The 15105-nt window shown below is 71.9% G+C and carries 16 protein-coding genes; all 16 read left to right on the forward strand.

Annotated features, from left to right (window positions below; translation table 11 throughout):
- The first annotated feature begins 87 nt into the window (after positions 1 to 87).
- The 16 genes from KV557_RS00875 to KV557_RS00950 all read left to right on the forward strand — a co-directional run bounded on the left by KV557_RS00875 (position 88) and on the right by KV557_RS00950 (position 14933).
- On the forward strand, positions 88 to 1611 hold the full coding sequence (locus KV557_RS00875; protein WP_218197592.1) for a Mur ligase domain-containing protein: 1524 nt from the start codon (positions 88 to 90) through the stop codon (positions 1609 to 1611).
- A gap of 17 nt (positions 1612 to 1628) precedes the next feature.
- A complete protein-coding gene (locus tag KV557_RS00880) occupies positions 1629 to 2147 on the forward strand; it encodes a helix-turn-helix transcriptional regulator (protein ID WP_218197593.1) in 519 nt (172 codons plus the stop codon).
- Entirely contained in the window at positions 2144 to 2392 is a 249-nt protein-coding gene (locus KV557_RS00885; RefSeq protein ID WP_218197594.1) for a hypothetical protein, read from the forward strand. The genes KV557_RS00880 and KV557_RS00885 overlap by 4 nt, the downstream gene beginning before the upstream one ends.
- Before the next feature lie 74 nt (positions 2393 to 2466).
- Entirely contained in the window at positions 2467 to 3414 is a 948-nt protein-coding gene (locus KV557_RS00890) for a hypothetical protein (protein ID WP_218197595.1), read from the forward strand.
- Positions 3411 to 3872, forward strand: coding sequence for a nucleoside 2-deoxyribosyltransferase domain-containing protein (locus KV557_RS00895; RefSeq protein WP_218197596.1), 462 nt, complete (start codon positions 3411 to 3413; stop codon positions 3870 to 3872). The genes KV557_RS00890 and KV557_RS00895 overlap by 4 nt, the downstream gene beginning before the upstream one ends.
- Positions 3873 to 3901: 29 nt before the next feature.
- On the forward strand, positions 3902 to 5782 hold the full coding sequence (locus tag KV557_RS00900) for a glycoside hydrolase family 15 protein (RefSeq protein WP_218197597.1): 1881 nt from the start codon (positions 3902 to 3904) through the stop codon (positions 5780 to 5782).
- Between the two features lie 45 nt (positions 5783 to 5827).
- Positions 5828 to 6760 carry a hypothetical protein gene (locus KV557_RS00905; RefSeq protein WP_218197598.1) on the forward strand — a complete coding sequence of 311 codons (933 nt, stop codon included), beginning with the start codon at positions 5828 to 5830 and terminating at the stop codon, positions 6758 to 6760.
- Complete coding sequence (locus KV557_RS00910) at positions 6757 to 7095, forward strand: hypothetical protein (protein ID WP_218197599.1); 339 nt, start codon at positions 6757 to 6759, stop codon at positions 7093 to 7095. Before KV557_RS00905 ends, KV557_RS00910 begins: the two co-directional genes overlap by 4 nt.
- 286 nt (positions 7096 to 7381) lie before the next feature.
- Positions 7382 to 7822, forward strand: coding sequence for an NUDIX hydrolase (locus tag KV557_RS00915; protein ID WP_218197600.1), 441 nt, complete (start codon positions 7382 to 7384; stop codon positions 7820 to 7822).
- Positions 7819 to 8403, forward strand: coding sequence for an AAA family ATPase (locus KV557_RS00920; RefSeq protein WP_218197601.1), 585 nt, complete (start codon positions 7819 to 7821; stop codon positions 8401 to 8403). The genes KV557_RS00915 and KV557_RS00920 overlap by 4 nt, the downstream gene beginning before the upstream one ends.
- 65 nt (positions 8404 to 8468) lie before the next feature.
- On the forward strand, positions 8469 to 8957 hold the full coding sequence (locus tag KV557_RS00925; RefSeq protein WP_218197602.1) for an NUDIX domain-containing protein: 489 nt from the start codon (positions 8469 to 8471) through the stop codon (positions 8955 to 8957).
- A gap of 158 nt (positions 8958 to 9115) precedes the next feature.
- Positions 9116 to 11110 (forward strand): ABC transporter ATP-binding protein, encoded by a 1995-nt coding sequence (locus tag KV557_RS00930; RefSeq protein WP_308129704.1) that lies wholly within the window; start codon positions 9116 to 9118, stop codon positions 11108 to 11110.
- A 53-nt stretch (positions 11111 to 11163) separates the two neighbouring features.
- Positions 11164 to 11793 carry a DUF5753 domain-containing protein gene (locus KV557_RS00935; RefSeq protein ID WP_218197603.1) on the forward strand — a complete coding sequence of 210 codons (630 nt, stop codon included), beginning with the start codon at positions 11164 to 11166 and terminating at the stop codon, positions 11791 to 11793.
- Between the two features lie 110 nt (positions 11794 to 11903).
- Positions 11904 to 12788, forward strand: coding sequence for a protein phosphatase 2C domain-containing protein (locus tag KV557_RS00940; protein WP_256176756.1), 885 nt, complete (start codon positions 11904 to 11906; stop codon positions 12786 to 12788).
- 37 nt (positions 12789 to 12825) lie between these two features.
- Positions 12826 to 13782 (forward strand): NUDIX domain-containing protein, encoded by a 957-nt coding sequence (locus tag KV557_RS00945; protein WP_218197604.1) that lies wholly within the window; start codon positions 12826 to 12828, stop codon positions 13780 to 13782.
- 149 nt (positions 13783 to 13931) lie between these two features.
- On the forward strand, positions 13932 to 14933 hold the full coding sequence (locus KV557_RS00950; protein ID WP_218197605.1) for an endonuclease/exonuclease/phosphatase family protein: 1002 nt from the start codon (positions 13932 to 13934) through the stop codon (positions 14931 to 14933).
- The last annotated feature ends 172 nt before the right edge of the window (positions 14934 to 15105 follow it).

Genomic DNA, 15105 nt, shown 5'->3' on the forward strand with positions numbered 1-15105 from the left:
CCGGGCCGGTCGCGGCGCCACACCCCCGGGCCCGCGACCGGCCCGGTTCCACCCCCACCCTGCTCCTGACCACGCTGGAGAACCTTCATGGACACCGCCACCCGTCCCCGGAAGAAGAGCGCGACAAGCCCCAAGGCCCCCGCCGGGCCGGATCTGCTGGCCAAGGCTCACCTGGTCGACGCCACCGCACCGGGCATGGAGGGCCTGGCCCTGTGGCTGGCCTCCCGAGGCCTCGACGTCACCGGAAGCATCGACCCCGTCGACCAGGACAGCCCGGCCGCCGACCGGCTGCGCGCGGCTGGCGTGGAGATCACGGTCGGCTTCAACGCCGGGCACGTCCGAAACGACCGTACGGCCGTGGTGTGGTCGGGGGTGGTCGTCGCCCCGCACCCCGAACTCGAGCGGGCCCAGGCCCTGGGGCTACCGATGCTCGCCCGCGCGCACGCGCTCGCCGCGTTGTGCGGGGGCTTCGGCCGGCCCCTGGTGGCCGTCGGCGGCAGCCACGGCACCGCGACTGCGGCGGCGGTCCTCGCCGCCGCCCTGAACGACGGCCACACCGGCTGGATCCTCAACGCTCCCGCTCAAGGCGGCGTCCCCGGCCAAGGAGGCGGACGGCGCCTCGTGGTGGACCTGTGCCCGGACACCGGCACGCACGAGGCCGCGCCGCCCGGCTCGTGGAGCCGCCGCCCCAACGTCCCGAACCTGTACCAGCGGCCGTCCCCGTCGGTGGCGCTGATCACCGCCGCCACCATGAACTCGCCGTACTTCGAGGACACCATCGAGGCCCTGGACGCCGCCACGAACCTCGCCCGCTCCGCCGACACCGTGGTCCTGCCGCTCTGGGACAACGGTGCGAAGATCGTGCACGAGAGGCTAAGCGACCGCCCCGGCCCCACGGTGGTGACCGTGGGCCTTGTGGAGAGCGCGGACGTGTGGGTCCTCAAACCCCGGTGGCTCGGGGAAAGCTATCTCCTCACCCTCCGCCACCAGGGCAAGCAGCACCAGTTCATCGTGCCGATCGCGGGCGACCACCACGCCCTGGCCGCCTGCGCCGCCATCACCACCGCCCTCGTCGCTGGGGAGAGCGCCGAGACGATCGCCGAGCGCCTGGCCGGGTTCAAGGGCGTGGAGCGCTCCCTGACCGAAGCCGGCACCCAGGCGCGGATCACCGTCCTCGACTCCCGCGCCCGGCACCCCCAGGAGGTCGCCGATGATGTGACGGCCGCCCGGATGCTCACCGAGGGCAACGTCATCGTCGTCCTGGAGCCCGACGGCATCGCCCGTACCAGCGCTCATGCCGTTGAGTTGGGTAAGGCCCTCGCCGCCGCCGACCGCGCCGTGCTGCTGCCGGTCGTCACCCCGCTGACCGTGCTGAACGCCCCGGACCCGCTCGATGCCGTCATCAACGCCGCCAGGTCTCCCTTGGGAGCCAGCAAGGCTCACCGGGTGCGTTTGAGCCCGTGTGAACCGAGCGCCGAGCAGCAGGTCGCCGACCTCGCCAAGCCCGGCGACCTGGTGCTCGTCATCGGCACCGGCGACGCCGCCCGCCTCGGCCCCCGCCTGCTGGCCCGCCTCGCCCAGACCGATTCCCCGACCGCCGACAGCCCGTGACCACCGAAGGTGCCGCCATGACCACCACCCTGCCTGCCCACAATCTGTCCGAGCGCGACGTTCGGCTCCTCGTTCACATCGCCGCCGAGTCCCAGACCCGCACGATCGCGGGCGACCCCGCGCTCGGTCTGGAGCGCGCCGAGATCGACACCGCCGTCGGCGCTCTGCTTAAGGCCACGGGCTCGCGCACCATGTTGCAGCTCGTCGCGTGGGGAGCCGCGCACGGCCTCGTCACCGACACCGCCGAGCCCTGCGCCGCGCTCGCCGCGCCCCGGCTTCCCCCGCGCCTTCGGCAGATCCTCACGGGATGGGTCGGCGGACGAAGCACCCCGGAGCTGACGGCGGACTTCGGTATCTCGCCCGCCACGATGCGCGGATACATCAAGGACCTGAACACCCGGCTGGGCGTTCACAGCCAGATGCAGGCGAGCATCGCCGGCGTCCTGTCCGGCCAGGTCCTGCTGAGCAGCATCGACCCGTCGTGGCCTGCCGAGCCGTTCCACCGCACCGCCGGTTCACGTGGGCGGGCGGCGTGAGCACCCGGCGCACCACGGGCCGGGCGGCCGTCGGGCTCGTCTGCTTCCTGCTCGGGCTCCAGGTCGGGGCCGCCGTCCTCTACCTCGTCCAGCACCGCACGCACCTCTCTCAGCCGCTCTACCTGGCGATCTTCGCCCTCGTGTGCTTCGGCACCCTGGCCGTCGCCGATCGGCTGATCGCCTCGCGCTCCGCGCCGAAGCCCCGGTCCGGCTCCGCCCAGGACCCGCCCTCACCGGCCGGCTGATCGCCTGCACCACCGCACCACACCCATGGCGGCCGTTTCGGGCCAGGGCCGCACCCGACAAACACAGAGAGAAGATGAGCACCCCACGACCACCTGCCGCCGACGGCCTGGCGACCCGGGACCTGGACCGCCACCTGCTCAACCGCGCGGGCATCCTCGTCGACGCCGCCACCCTCGCCGACCTGCCCCAAGACCACCTGTCTGGGGCCGCCCCCATCCTCCTGGCCGCGGGCGCCCCCTCACCGACGACCGTCCCCGCCCCGCTGCTGCGGCTGCTGATGCGCGCCGGCTCCATGGCGGTCCCCTGCGCTCTGGTCACCGAGCGCCTGGGCCTGAACCTGACCGGGATGCTCACCACGCTGCGCGTCCCGAACGTGTGGACGCACGCCGTGTCCGCCACCGAGCACCGCGAGCAGGGCACCAACCCCTATCGCGCCGCCGCCCTCGCTCTCAGGCTGCCGGTGCAGAGCTGTCTGATCGTCACCACCGACCCCGCATCGCCCGAAGCGAAGGCCAGCGGAGCCCGCCGCCTACTGCTCAGCCGCGCCGGAACCCTCAGCCTGTCCACCGGCGCCGCCACCGGGCTGAGCCACCGCGAACACGCCGTCGCCCTGCTGCTCGCCCTCGGGAACACCTACGAGAGCGCCGCCAAGGAACTCAGCTCCACCGCTTCCGGCACCGCCAACGTCATGTCCCGACTGATCCGCCGCCACGGCCACAGCGACCGCACCCGCACCATCGCCCACCTCATCACCGCCGGCCTGCTCGACACCGCCGGGCTGCGCGCCGCGCTGCCCGCCGAGCTTCCGGATCTCACCCCGCGCGAGCGCGAGGTACTTACCCTCCTCGCCGCCCACGAAGTACGCACCGTCGCACGGTTGGTGAGCGTCGGCCAGGACACCATCGGCAAGGTCATCAGCCAGGCCGTGACGGCCATCGGAGCCCGCAACCGCACCCACGCCGTCATCATGGTCCTCCTGCTCGCCCCGCAGGACCCAGCCGAGCCCGGCGGTGCCCGGTGAGGCTCGTCGAGTACCCGCAGCACTACGAACCGGACGGCTCCCCGTCGATCTACCTCGCCGGGTCGGGCACCAGCCGCCCCGGCTGGCAGGCCAGCGCCGTCGCCCTCCTCGACGCGGCCGGCTTCACCGGCGCTGTGCTCAACCCGCAGCCCTGCGACCCGGCTACCGGCCCGAGCGGGGCGTGGACATCGTCCGGCTGGCAGGAGCACAACCTCCGGCGTAACGGCGTCGTCCTCCTCTGGTGCCCGTTGGGCGCACAGCAGATCCGCGACGTCCACCTTTCTCGCCATTCCCGCACCGCGCTGGTCGTCGGCTGTGACCGGGGAGACCCCGCCCAGCGGGCCGTCCACGCCGAACTGCTCGCCCTGATGCCCCGGTTGAGCATCGTCACCGATCTGGCCGCCACCGTGCGCGCTGCTCTCGCCCACTTCAACGCCCCGGCTGCCACCCGGCCCTGAGCGTCACCACCCACCCCGTCAGGAACCTCATGCCCACCCCCGCTGCCCTCCGCTGCTCCCTCATCGAGGACCACGGTTTCATCGGCAACACCGCCACCGGCGCCCTGGTGCGCCGCGACGGCACGATCAACTGGCTGTGCCTGCCCCGGTTCGACTCGCCGGCCGTCTTCGCTGCCCTGCTCGGCACCGACGAACACGGCTTCTGGCGCATCGGCCCGACCGTGGACGACGCCGCACCGCCGGCCGACCGGCGTCGCTACCGCGGCGACACCGTGATCCTGGAGCAGGAATGGGTCGTCAGCGGTGGCAGCGTTCGGGTGACCGACTTCATGCCTTCTGGCAGCCAACCGGCCCAGGTCGTGCGCATCGTTGAAGGCCTCAAGGGGACCGTGGCGATGACCTCGCTGTTCCGCCCCCGCCCCGGCTACGGCGCCGATAACCCGCTGGTCACTCGTATCGAGCACAATGGCACCTCACGCCTGTGCGCCACCGTCCACCCCGACTCCTACTGGCTCGACGGTACTTACCACACCGTCACCGAGCACGGCGCTCGCGCCGACTTCACCGTCACCGCAGGCGAGTCCGTCACCTTCTCCCTCACCTGGTGCCCCTCGTTCAACCGGGCACCCGACATGCGCAGCCCCCGCGCGGCACTCACCCGCACCGCGGGGTTCTGGCTCGAATGGGCGTCCCGCTGCACCTACCAAGGCCCCTACCGCGAGGCGGTCCTGAGGTCGGCGCTCGCCCTCAAGAGCCTCTGCCACCCGGGCGGCGGGATCGTCGCCGCCCCCACCACGTCCCTGCCGGAGGACATCGGCGGCGAGCGCAACTGGGACTACCGCTACACATGGCTGCGTGACGCCGCCCTGACCATCACCACCCTCGCCCGCCTCGGCTACACCGAGGAGGCCGAGGCCTGGCGCGACTGGCTGCTGGGCACGCTGGGCCGCGACGCCGACCGGCTGCAGATCATGTACGGTCTCGGCGGCGAACGCGACCTGGCCGAGCGCGAGTTGGACCACCTTCCCGGCTACGAGAACTCCCGGCCCGTGCGGGTCGGCAACGGCGCCGCCGGCCAGCTCCAGCTCGACGTCCCCGGCGAGGTTGCCGACGCACTGCTCGCCGCCGAGAACGCCGGGCTGCACTCCTCCCGCGACGCCGACGCGATGCTGTGCGCCCTCGCCCGCTGGACCGAGGAGCGCTGGAGCGAGCCGGACGAGGGCATCTGGGAGGTCCGCGGCCCGCGCCGGCACTTCGTCCACTCCAAGGTCATGGCCTGGGCCGCGATCGACCGCACCATCACCCTCCTGCGCCGCCGGCCGTCCACCAGCACCGACGAACTCGCCAATTGGGTGGAGCTGCGCGAGGCGATCCACGCTGACGTCTGTACGAAGGGCTACGACCCGGAGCGCAACACCTTCACCCAGTACTACGGCGGCCGCGAGCTGGACGCCTCACTGCTGCTCATCCCCCAGGTCGGCTTCCTGCCGCCGGACGACAAGCGCGTCATCGGCACCATCGAGGCGATCCAGCGCGAACTGTCCACCGAGGACGGCTTCGTACTGCGCTACCCCACCCACGACGAGACTGGCAGCAACGTCGACGGCCTCTCCGGTCACGAAGGAGCGTTCCTCGCCTGCTCGTTCTGGCTGGCCGACGACCTCGCCATGATCGGCCGGGTCCAAGAGGCTCGCGAGCTGTTCGACAAGCTGCTCGCCCTGCGCAACGACCTCGGTCTGCTCGCCGAGGAGTGGGACCCGCGCGCCAAGCGCCAGCTCGGCAACTTCCCGCAGGCCTTCAGCCACGTCGCCTTGGCCGACACCGCCATGCGGCTAACCAACTGCGGCGCTCACCTGCCCGGACAGCGCGACCGCGGTCCCGTCGGCGTCCTGGCGAGCGCCCGGCCCTGACGCGCACCGGCACCACCCCAGTTCACCCCATCCAGGAGACCGCCCATGGGCACGATCACGATCGGCAGCTTCAACCTCGACCACGACGGCTTCACCAAGCACCCCAGGGGAGGCGGCCACTTCGACAAGTGGTACGCGGCCCACGAGGTGCTCGCGAGGTACCCGTTCGACGTCCTCTTCCGGCAGGAGATGAGCCACTCCCGCGCCGAGGGCGGACGGCTGCTCCACGAGGCCGAGCACATGCTCGGCATGCGCGGCTTCCTCGCCCCGCCCGCTCCTCCGGAGTCGGACAACCCTCCGGGGATGTTCATCCGGCCAGACACCTTCCGCGTGACCGGCGTCTGGCCGCAGGAAAAGGAGTGGTGGCTGCCGCCGTGCGTCGTGTCCGTGAAGCACGGCGAGAGCGGCGTGCCGCTCCAACTCGCCTCGGTGCACCTGAGCTTCCGCTCGCCCGCCCGGCGCCAGATCGAGGCCGGCAACATCGCCACCTGGCACGGGCGCGACCGGGCGGTGCTCCTCGGCGCGGACTTCAACTCCTACAGCGCCTCCGGCCAGGAGCAGCAGCCCTTCCCGGACTGGCCGACCATCCCCGACCGCACCCACCAGGAACACCGCACCCGCGGCGGGAACGAGAGCGACACCGAGCCCGACCGTGCCCTCACCCGAGTCGGAATCGACGATGTCGCCCTCCACGCGGCCACCCACCTCGGCCAGGCCAACGCCCTCGTACCGACCGCCAGCCAGTACCCCCACATCTCCCTCCGCCAAGGGACCCGTCAGCGCATCGACTTCCAGCGCGCCTCCCGCGTCCTGCTTCCGGCACTCCGGGAGTTCCAGGTCATCCCGCTGGCCGAGCTGTCCGACCACCCGCTCCTCGTCTCGGTCTGGGACGAGGAGGCGTTCAAGACCGGCCTCGCACGCCATCCGGCCTTCGACTATCGACGCACCGACTCGGCGTCTGCGACCCGTACGAGTTGATCACCACGACACGGCTGTGCGCTACCGTGTCCGCCTTCGGCGCCCGGAGCAGGGCACGCGCCGCCCCCTACCTCGGCGAGACGCATTCCCGCGACGGCCACCACGACCTCGCCGTCACCGCGCTCGCCCAGGCCCGGGAGGAGTTCGCGCGTCTCGGCCACCGCCACGGGCAGGCCCGCGCCGTCGAGTTCCTCGGCCAGGACGCCGAACCCTCCGGTCTCCCGGGACGCCGCCTGCAGCTGGTACACCGCGCGCCTCCGGCAATACGAGAACCTCGGAGGCCCCGCGACACCGAGCGCCTCCAGAGCCGGATCACCGCCCTTGCAGAGACGTGAACGCCCGCCTCCCACCGAGCACGGCGCGATTGTCGGCGCCCCGTGGCACACTGCCCTGTTCGACTTGCAACCGCCCTAGCAGTATGACGAGTTGGGGCCGTTCACCGGATCGTGTGGCTTCTGCCGCGACACGCCGACGCGGCCCCGCCGGGCCGCCTACGGTGGGACACCTGCCAACGCACTCACGTACGACGAACGATCACCAGTTTGATCGCAGCTTCGCCATGCCCTGAACCGGCCAGCCTCCCCGCGCCGGTTCCCTCCCGCCCCTGGAAGGAGACGTCCCGTGCCGCACACCCTGGTTGTCGGAGTCCACCTGGTCCTGATCGAGAACGGCCGGGTGCTGCTCGGGCAGCGCGCCAACACCACCTTCGCCTCCCAGCACTGGCACGCTCCGGCAGGCCACCTCGAAGTGGGAGAGTCCGTCCTGGCCGGCATGGCCCGCGAGGCCGACGAGGAACTCGGCATCACCATCCGGGAGGAGGACCTCGACCTGGTGCACACCCTCCACCACCTCGACGCCGACGACGGTGCCGGTCGCCTCCAGCTGTTCTTCGCCCCGCGCGCGTACACCGGCAAGATCACCAACCGCGAACCGGACAAGTGCGCCGCCCTCCGCTTCTGGCCGCTGGACGGGCTTCCGGAGCCGATCGTCGGATACACCGCGGACGCGCTCGCGCAGGTCACCGCCGGCCGCCCGCTGTCCGTCGTCGGATGGCCGGCATGAGCACCACGAGCCACTCGGGGCTCCCGGCCGCCGGGGCGCCTGCGGGGAGCGCGGAGACCCGGCTCGTGGTCGTCCGGGGAAACTCGGCGTCGGGCAAGTCGTCGGTGGCGGCGGGCGTCCGGGACCGGTTCGGCCGGGGCCTGGCCGTGGTCGCGCAGGACAACCTGCGCCGCATCGTGCTGCGCGAACGGGACCGGTCCGGCGGAGCGAACATCGGCCTGATCGACACCGTGGCCCGGTACGCACTGGGCGCGGGCTACCACGTCGTCATCGAAGGCATCCTGTACGCCGATCACTACGGCGGAATGCTCCAACGCCTGGTGGGCGACCATCGCGGTGTCACCCGCTGCTACTACCTCGACATCCCGATCGACGAGACGCTGGTCCGCCACGCCTCGAAGGGCGATCGCGAGTACCTGGCTGCCGTCACCGAGCGGGAACTGCGCGACTGGTACCGCGAGCACGACGTCCTTCCCGGCGGGATCGAGACCGTCATCGGCTGCGACAGCACCCTCCGCGACACGGTCGAGCGCATCATGCGCGAGACCGCGCTCTCGGAGTTGCCCCCGCGCGACACCTAGAAGCAGTCGCCCGACCGTCGCGTCCCCTCCATTGACCCCTCAACCTTCACCCAGGAGCACCCCTGATGCACGAGACGAGCAGGCTGTCGGCCGGCGTCATCGCCCACGATCTGAACACCGACCGGATCGCCACCGTCCACTACGCCCAGCGCAGTTGGACCCCCGGCCCCGCATGGACGATCCCCGGCGGGAAGGTCGACCCCGGGGAGGAAATCGCCCATGCTGCCGCCCGGGAACTGCGTGAGGAAGCCGGGCTCATCGCCCGGCCGTCCGACCTTCGCCTGGTGCACACCATCCAGGCCAAGGAGGGCTGGGACGGGCGCGGCGGGTTCGTGCTGTTCGTCTTCGCCACCAGCGAGTTCACGGGCGAGCTGGTCAACGTAGAGCCGGACAAGCACCTGGAGGTGCGCTGGCACCCCGCCGCCGACGTCCTGCCCAGCCCGATGTTCCCGACCTCCAAGGCCGCGGTGGAGGCGTATCTGGCCGGCGGGCCCGCGTTCTCCACGCACGGATTCGACCCCGCCTCCGGCGGGCGGCAGCTCGTCGAGACGTGACCGGCGCACGCCGGCACCATGCCGGACGAGTGCGCCCGCCCGGCATGGTGCCGGCCGGCTCGTCCCCGCCCGGTCCGCGCCGGTCGTCCCACGGCCACGCCGAACTCTGACGGCATTGGCGCCCTACCACCACGTTCCCCCTCTGCGAAAGGGACTATGTGACCAGCGCAACCAAGACCTCGACGGATCCGGTGCCGGACAGCGAGCAGCTGCTGTTCGGCGGGCCGATGCGCTACGACTACGGCTGGGCCAAGCACGAGATGGCCAGCGGCAAGGTGACGTTCTGGGCGGTCGCGCGGCAGATGCCGCACTTCCTGCGTCTGGCCGGACGGATGGCGTGGCAGGCCGACCGGGCGGCGCTGGTGACCCTGGTCGGCGCCGAGGTGCTGCGCGGCCTGGCCGCGGCCTTCGCGCTGATCGCGACCAACCACGCTCTGGCCGCGCTGCTCGCCCCCGGCCAGGTGGCCGACGTGCTGCGGGCCGCTTTGCCGGCGATCGTGGCGGTCGGGGTGATCGCGGGCCTGTCCTCGGTGCTGTCCGCAGCCTCGGGCTGGGCCGGCGGGCGGCTGGAACCGGCGGTCTTCCGCAGGGCCACCATCGAGTTCCTGGGCATCGTCGGCCGCTCCGAGCTGGAGGCGATCGAGGACCCGGCGTTCCTCGCCGAGGTGGACAGCGCCCGCTGGGGCGCGATGTCGCTGCAGAACATCATCGGCCAGGCCACCTCCGTCCTCACCGCCACGTTCAGCCTCGTCTCCGCCGCCGGCGTCCTGTCCGTCCTCCACCCCGCCCTGCTGCCGATGCTGCTGCTGATCACCGCCCCGCGTGGCTGGGGAGCCGTCCGCACCGCGCGGCGCCACTACGCCTCCACGCGGGCCTGGCTCCAGCACTCCCGGGCCAGCACGGCGCTGGCGGACATGCTGATCCGCCCGTACTCCGCGGCCGAGCTGCGGGTGCACGCCTGCGGGCCGTTCATCCTCCATCACTACGAGCAGATGGCCCGTGCAGCCGAGCAGGAGCAGGCCCGCCTCGCCGGGGCGAGGGCGCGTACCGACCTGCTCTCCGCGACGCTGGCCGGCGCCGCCACTGTCGGTGCCTTCCTCCTCCTGGGCTCGCTCGTCATGAGCGGTGCGATCCCGCTCGCCGCCGCCGGCACGGCCGTGGTGGCCATCCGCACCGGCTCGGCAAGCATCGGCGGCCTCGTCTCCCAGATCAACCGGCTCTACGAGGAGAGCCTGTTCGTCCGCGACCTCGACCAGCTGCGCCGCGAGGGCCACCGCCGGGCCATCCCCACCGGCGGCACCCCGCTGCCCGAGCGCCCCGAGACGATCACCGTCGAGGACGTCTCCTTCACCTATGACGGCCGCGACACCCCCGCGTTGCACAAGGTCACCCTGACGATCCCCCGGGGCGAGGTCATCGCCCTGGTGGGGGCCAACGGTTCGGGCAAGTCCACCCTGGCCAACATCCTGTGCGGGGTCTACCAGCCGCACCAGGGCCGCGTCCGGTGGGACGGCATCGACACCGCCACCGCCGACCGCGACCAGCTCTTCAGCAGCGTCGCCCTGCTCGCCCAGAACTTCCAGCGCTGGTCCTTCACCCTGCGCGCCAACCTGCTGCTCGGGCGCCCCGAAGTCGCCTGCGACCAGCGGCAGCTGGAGACCGCCGCCGACTACGCCGACCTCCACCCGGTGATCGAAGAGCTGCCCCGCAGCTGGGACACCCTCATCGCCAAGGGCTTCGAAGGCGGCGTCGGCCTCTCTGGTGGTCAGTGGCAGAAGGTCGCCATCGCCCGCACTCACCTGCGTTTGACCACGCCCGACGCCCACGGCCGGCTTCCCGCTCTGGTGGTGGTCGACGAGCCGACGTCCGCGATGGACCCGGAGACCGAGGTCGAGGCGTTCGAGCAGATCCGCCAGCTCACCGCCCTCGGCGTCACCGTCGTCCTCATCACCCACCGTCTCGGCGCCACCGCCAAGGCCGACCGCATCTTCGTCCTCGACCACGGCCGTCTCATCGAACAGGGGAGTCACTCCGAGCTGATGGCCCAGGAACCGGCCACCCGCTACCGCGAGTCGTATCTCCTCCAGGCTGCCCAGTACGACCTCGGCGACCGCCTGCCCTACCAGACCGCCCCCTCAACCACCAGCGCATGACCGCTCATTCGGTAGCCCCGATCCGAGCCGATCCGACCAGCAGGGAGAAGCCAGTGAGTGCACTGCCCCCGTCCGAGACGCCGCAGCCGTCCGCCGCCACCTCGTGGGACGACCTGCTGGCCCGCGGTACCGAGCACATCCAGCGCGCCTTCCACGAACTCACCGCCGCCACCAGCGACTACGCCGGGCACAGCCCCGACCTGATCTGGGGCAACCTACAGACTCCCGAGTACGCACAAGAGGTCCTGCGCATGGTCGCCAACCTGCACCAGCTCCCCGACGACTCGCAGGCCGGCACTGCCGAACGCACCGCCCGCGCCCGCTACCTCGGGCAGGACGGCCGGACCTACCACGTGCTGCTCGGGGAGCAGGCCCTGTTGACCGGCATCGGCGGCCCTGAGGTGATGCGCGCCCAGCTGGAGCACCTGCTGGCCGCCCTCGACACGCCCGGTCTGCAGCTGGGGATCATCCCGGCCCGAGCCCGCCTGCACGTCTACCCCGGGGACGGCTTCGGCATCCACGACGGCACCCGGGTGGAGGTGGAGGGCTACCGCGGCTGCGAGACCATCACCGATCCGAAGCGCGTCGGCCTCTTCCACCGGGCGTTCAGGCTGCTTCAGGAGTCCGCCGTCTACGGGCAGGACGCCCGCGCCCTGATCACCGAGGCTCTGCGCGGCTGGTGATCGCCACTTGGCCTTGGCCGTTGAGGGCCTCGGCCTGCCGGCCCGCCGGCCTAACCGTGCCGCAGCACTGACATTCGCCCGAACCTGTCCAGATCAGAGCGGAGTTCTTCATGCAGACCAATCCCGGTGCCGCTTCTCGTACGGCCATGGTGGGCGGCTCCACTGTCCGTATCGGCGAACTCGCCGGGCCCGGTCGCCCCAGCGAGGACAGGGTGGTCACCACCGACCGTGCCGTGATCGTCCTGGACGGCGTCTCCACCGTCACCGACGACCATCCCCGCGGCGGCTGGTACGCCGACACCCTGGGCTCGTCCATCGCCCAACTCCTCACCCGGGAACCCGACATGGACCTACGCCAGGTGCTCGCCACCGCGATCGGCACCGTAGCCGACACCCACGCCCTCCTCCCCGGCACGTCCCCGGCCTCCACCGTGGCGATCGTGCGACAGCGGACAGACCAGATCGAGGCGGCGGTCCTCGGCGACAGCCCCGTCATCGCCATCGGCCGCGACGGCTCGGTGCACACGATCCGCGACGACCGGCTCGCCGTACTGGTCGACGCCCAACCGCAGGCCCGCGAGTACCGTGAGCTTCTGCGTGCCGGCCACGGCTTCGGCGAGCGCCACCGCCACATCCTCAAGGAGCTGCGCGGCTTCCAGGGCGGCGTGGTCAACCGCCCCGGCGGGTACTGGATCGCCGAGGCCGTTCCCGAGGCGGGCCTCAACGCGATCACCGCGTCGTGGCTGGCCAACGACCTGGCCGAGATCGTGATCGCCACCGACGGCATCTGCGCCGGCGTCGAGGAGTACGAGCTGTACTCGTGGCAGGAACTCGCCCGCGCGTGCCGGGAGGACGGGCCACACGCGGTCGCTGACGCCATCGACCTCGCCGAACGCGAGGACCCCTCCGGGCAGGTCTGGCCCCGCTACAAGGTCGCCGACGACAAAGCGCTCGTCTGGTGGCCGCTGCACCGCCCCACCGGCGGCGGCCGGTAGCGTCCGAGCATCAGCAGCCAACCCCCGGAGGATGAACATGAGTTGGACCACCGACCCGGTACGTGAGGCGGCCTGGGCTGCCTGTGTGGAGATGCGAGCCCGCCCGCCGATCGCCACCGCCCGCGCCGGCGGCGCCGACCGGATCGGCCGCGACGCGGCGGTGCTCGCCGAGCGCCTGGACGCCGTGCTCGCCGCCGACCCCGGGCCCCTGCTCACCCGCGCGGTGACGCAGGCGCTCGAGCAGCTCGCCCCGGTGCGCGCCCTGGCCGAGCAGTTCGTCCAGTGGTGTCGGCAGCTTCCCGCCACGCACGCCGTCGGCCGGATCGCCCATCAGTGGCCGGCGAACGCCGAACTCTCCGCCGCCTTCCATGCCTGCACGCCCGCCCTGCTCACGGCCTACCAGACGCTGGACGCGGCGGCCCGCACCGCACCCACGACTGGGTGGACCATGCTCAGCACCCAGGCCCTCCACCACGGGCCGCGCCTGACGCTGCACCGCGACCAGATCCTGCGCCCGGACGGCCAACACGACATCTACGAGCACATCGACGTACGCGACGGCGTGCGCGTCGTCGCGCTCAACGACAGCAGCGAGGTCGCGCTCGTCGAAGACGCCTTCTACCTCCACGGCCGCCTCGTCCACCTGCCCGGCGGCGGCATCGAGCGCGGGGAGGCGGTCGAAGCCGCCGCCGGGCGCGAGCTGGAGGAGGAGACCGGCTGGCGCGCCACCGCGTGTCGGGTGATCGCCCAGATCCACCCGCTGCCCAGCTCCACCCGCTCGCGCACCCACCTCGTCCTCGCCACCGGCCTCGAACCCGGCGAACTGCACCGCGATCCGACCGAGGCCGGGATGACCGCCCACTGGGCGCCCCTGGAGCAAGCGCTCGCCATGGTCGAGCACGGCGTGATCCGCGAAGCCGGCAGCGTCGCCGCCCTCCTACACACCGCCCGCCTCCTCGACCAAGAGCAAAACCCACAGCCGCGCACCGCCTGAGCCGCGCAGACCGCCCATCACCCGCCAACCAGGGCGACTTCCCCCTGGCCACCACCGCTCACCCTCTACCCCGGCTGGCTCGCCACGGCCCCGGCCCCGTGTCATCGCCGGCGCTGCTGCCCGTCTTCCATCCTCAAGGAGGCTTCTCCATGATCCGCGTCGCGAACCTCAACGCCTACAAACTGCACCCCCGAGACCTCGGCACCGAGGGGTGGGAGGCCCGGGTCACCGCGATCCGCGAGGTCGGCCCGGACGTCCTGTGTCTGCAGGAGGTCCTGGTCGACGAGGACGCACCCGAGGACACCGACGAGAACGGCATCGTCGACGAAGCGAAGAGGCTTCGCCGCTGGGACTCACAAGCCGCTGCCGTCATCACGCGCCTGGCCCAGGACTGCGGCCTCACCGCCACAACGATCCGATCGGGCGACAGCACCGGCCCCGTCGCGATGGCCCGAAACGCTCACCGCCCGTGGTACACGGCTGTCCTGTGGAACCCCGCTATGGTCGCCCCGGTGCCCGGCGGGTTCCGACCGTACGGGTCGCCCGACTACTGGCACGGCTGCACCACGATCCAGCTCGACATCGGCGCGCAGACCCCACTGCTCGTCGTCAGCTACCACGGCGACCCGTTCCGGCCAGACTTCCGGGCCAACGAGGCGCGGCGACTCAAGGGTGCCTTCCGCCGTACCGGCGGTGCCAAGCCCGGCATCGTCCTGGGCGACTTCAACTCGATCTCCGCCACCACCGTCACCGTCGACGGCGTGGAACGGCCCTACGACGAAGAGCCCTACCGCGACCAGGACCACGACGACCTCGAATACCAGTGTGTCCCCGAGACGATCGGCGACACCAACCTCGCCGACCGCCGGCCCACCGCCATGCTGCTGCGCCGCGGCTTCATGGTCGACGCCGCGGCGCACCTCGGCGCTCCGTGGCAGCCGACGGTGGGTCACTGGGCCGACGGCCAGGGCGACCCGGATCCGTGGGGGCCGCGCCGGATCGATCTCGCCCTCGCGACCCGCCCAGTGGCTCCGGCACTGGGCGGCTACCGCACCCATCGGAGCCCGGCCGCCGAGGCGGCCTCCGATCACCTGCTGATCGTGGTCGACATAGACCCGTCCAAGATTCACCACCAGGCCAAGGGGGCTTAACCGTGCGCAAGTTCATGACACCCGGCAGCCAGCGGGGTCGCCCGGACGGCCCGGACGAGGACTGGATCCGACCGCATGTCCTGCGGCTGCCGCAGGACCAGCCGCAGGTCTGCGCCTACTTCGCCAAGTTGCGGGAGATCACCTCACAGTACCCGGACGTGATCTCCTCGAT

Origin of the sequence: Kitasatospora aureofaciens, from assembly GCF_019192735.1 — a bacterium.
In the GTDB taxonomy this organism is placed as follows: Bacteria; Actinomycetota; Actinomycetes; order Streptomycetales; family Streptomycetaceae; genus Kitasatospora; species Kitasatospora aureofaciens_A.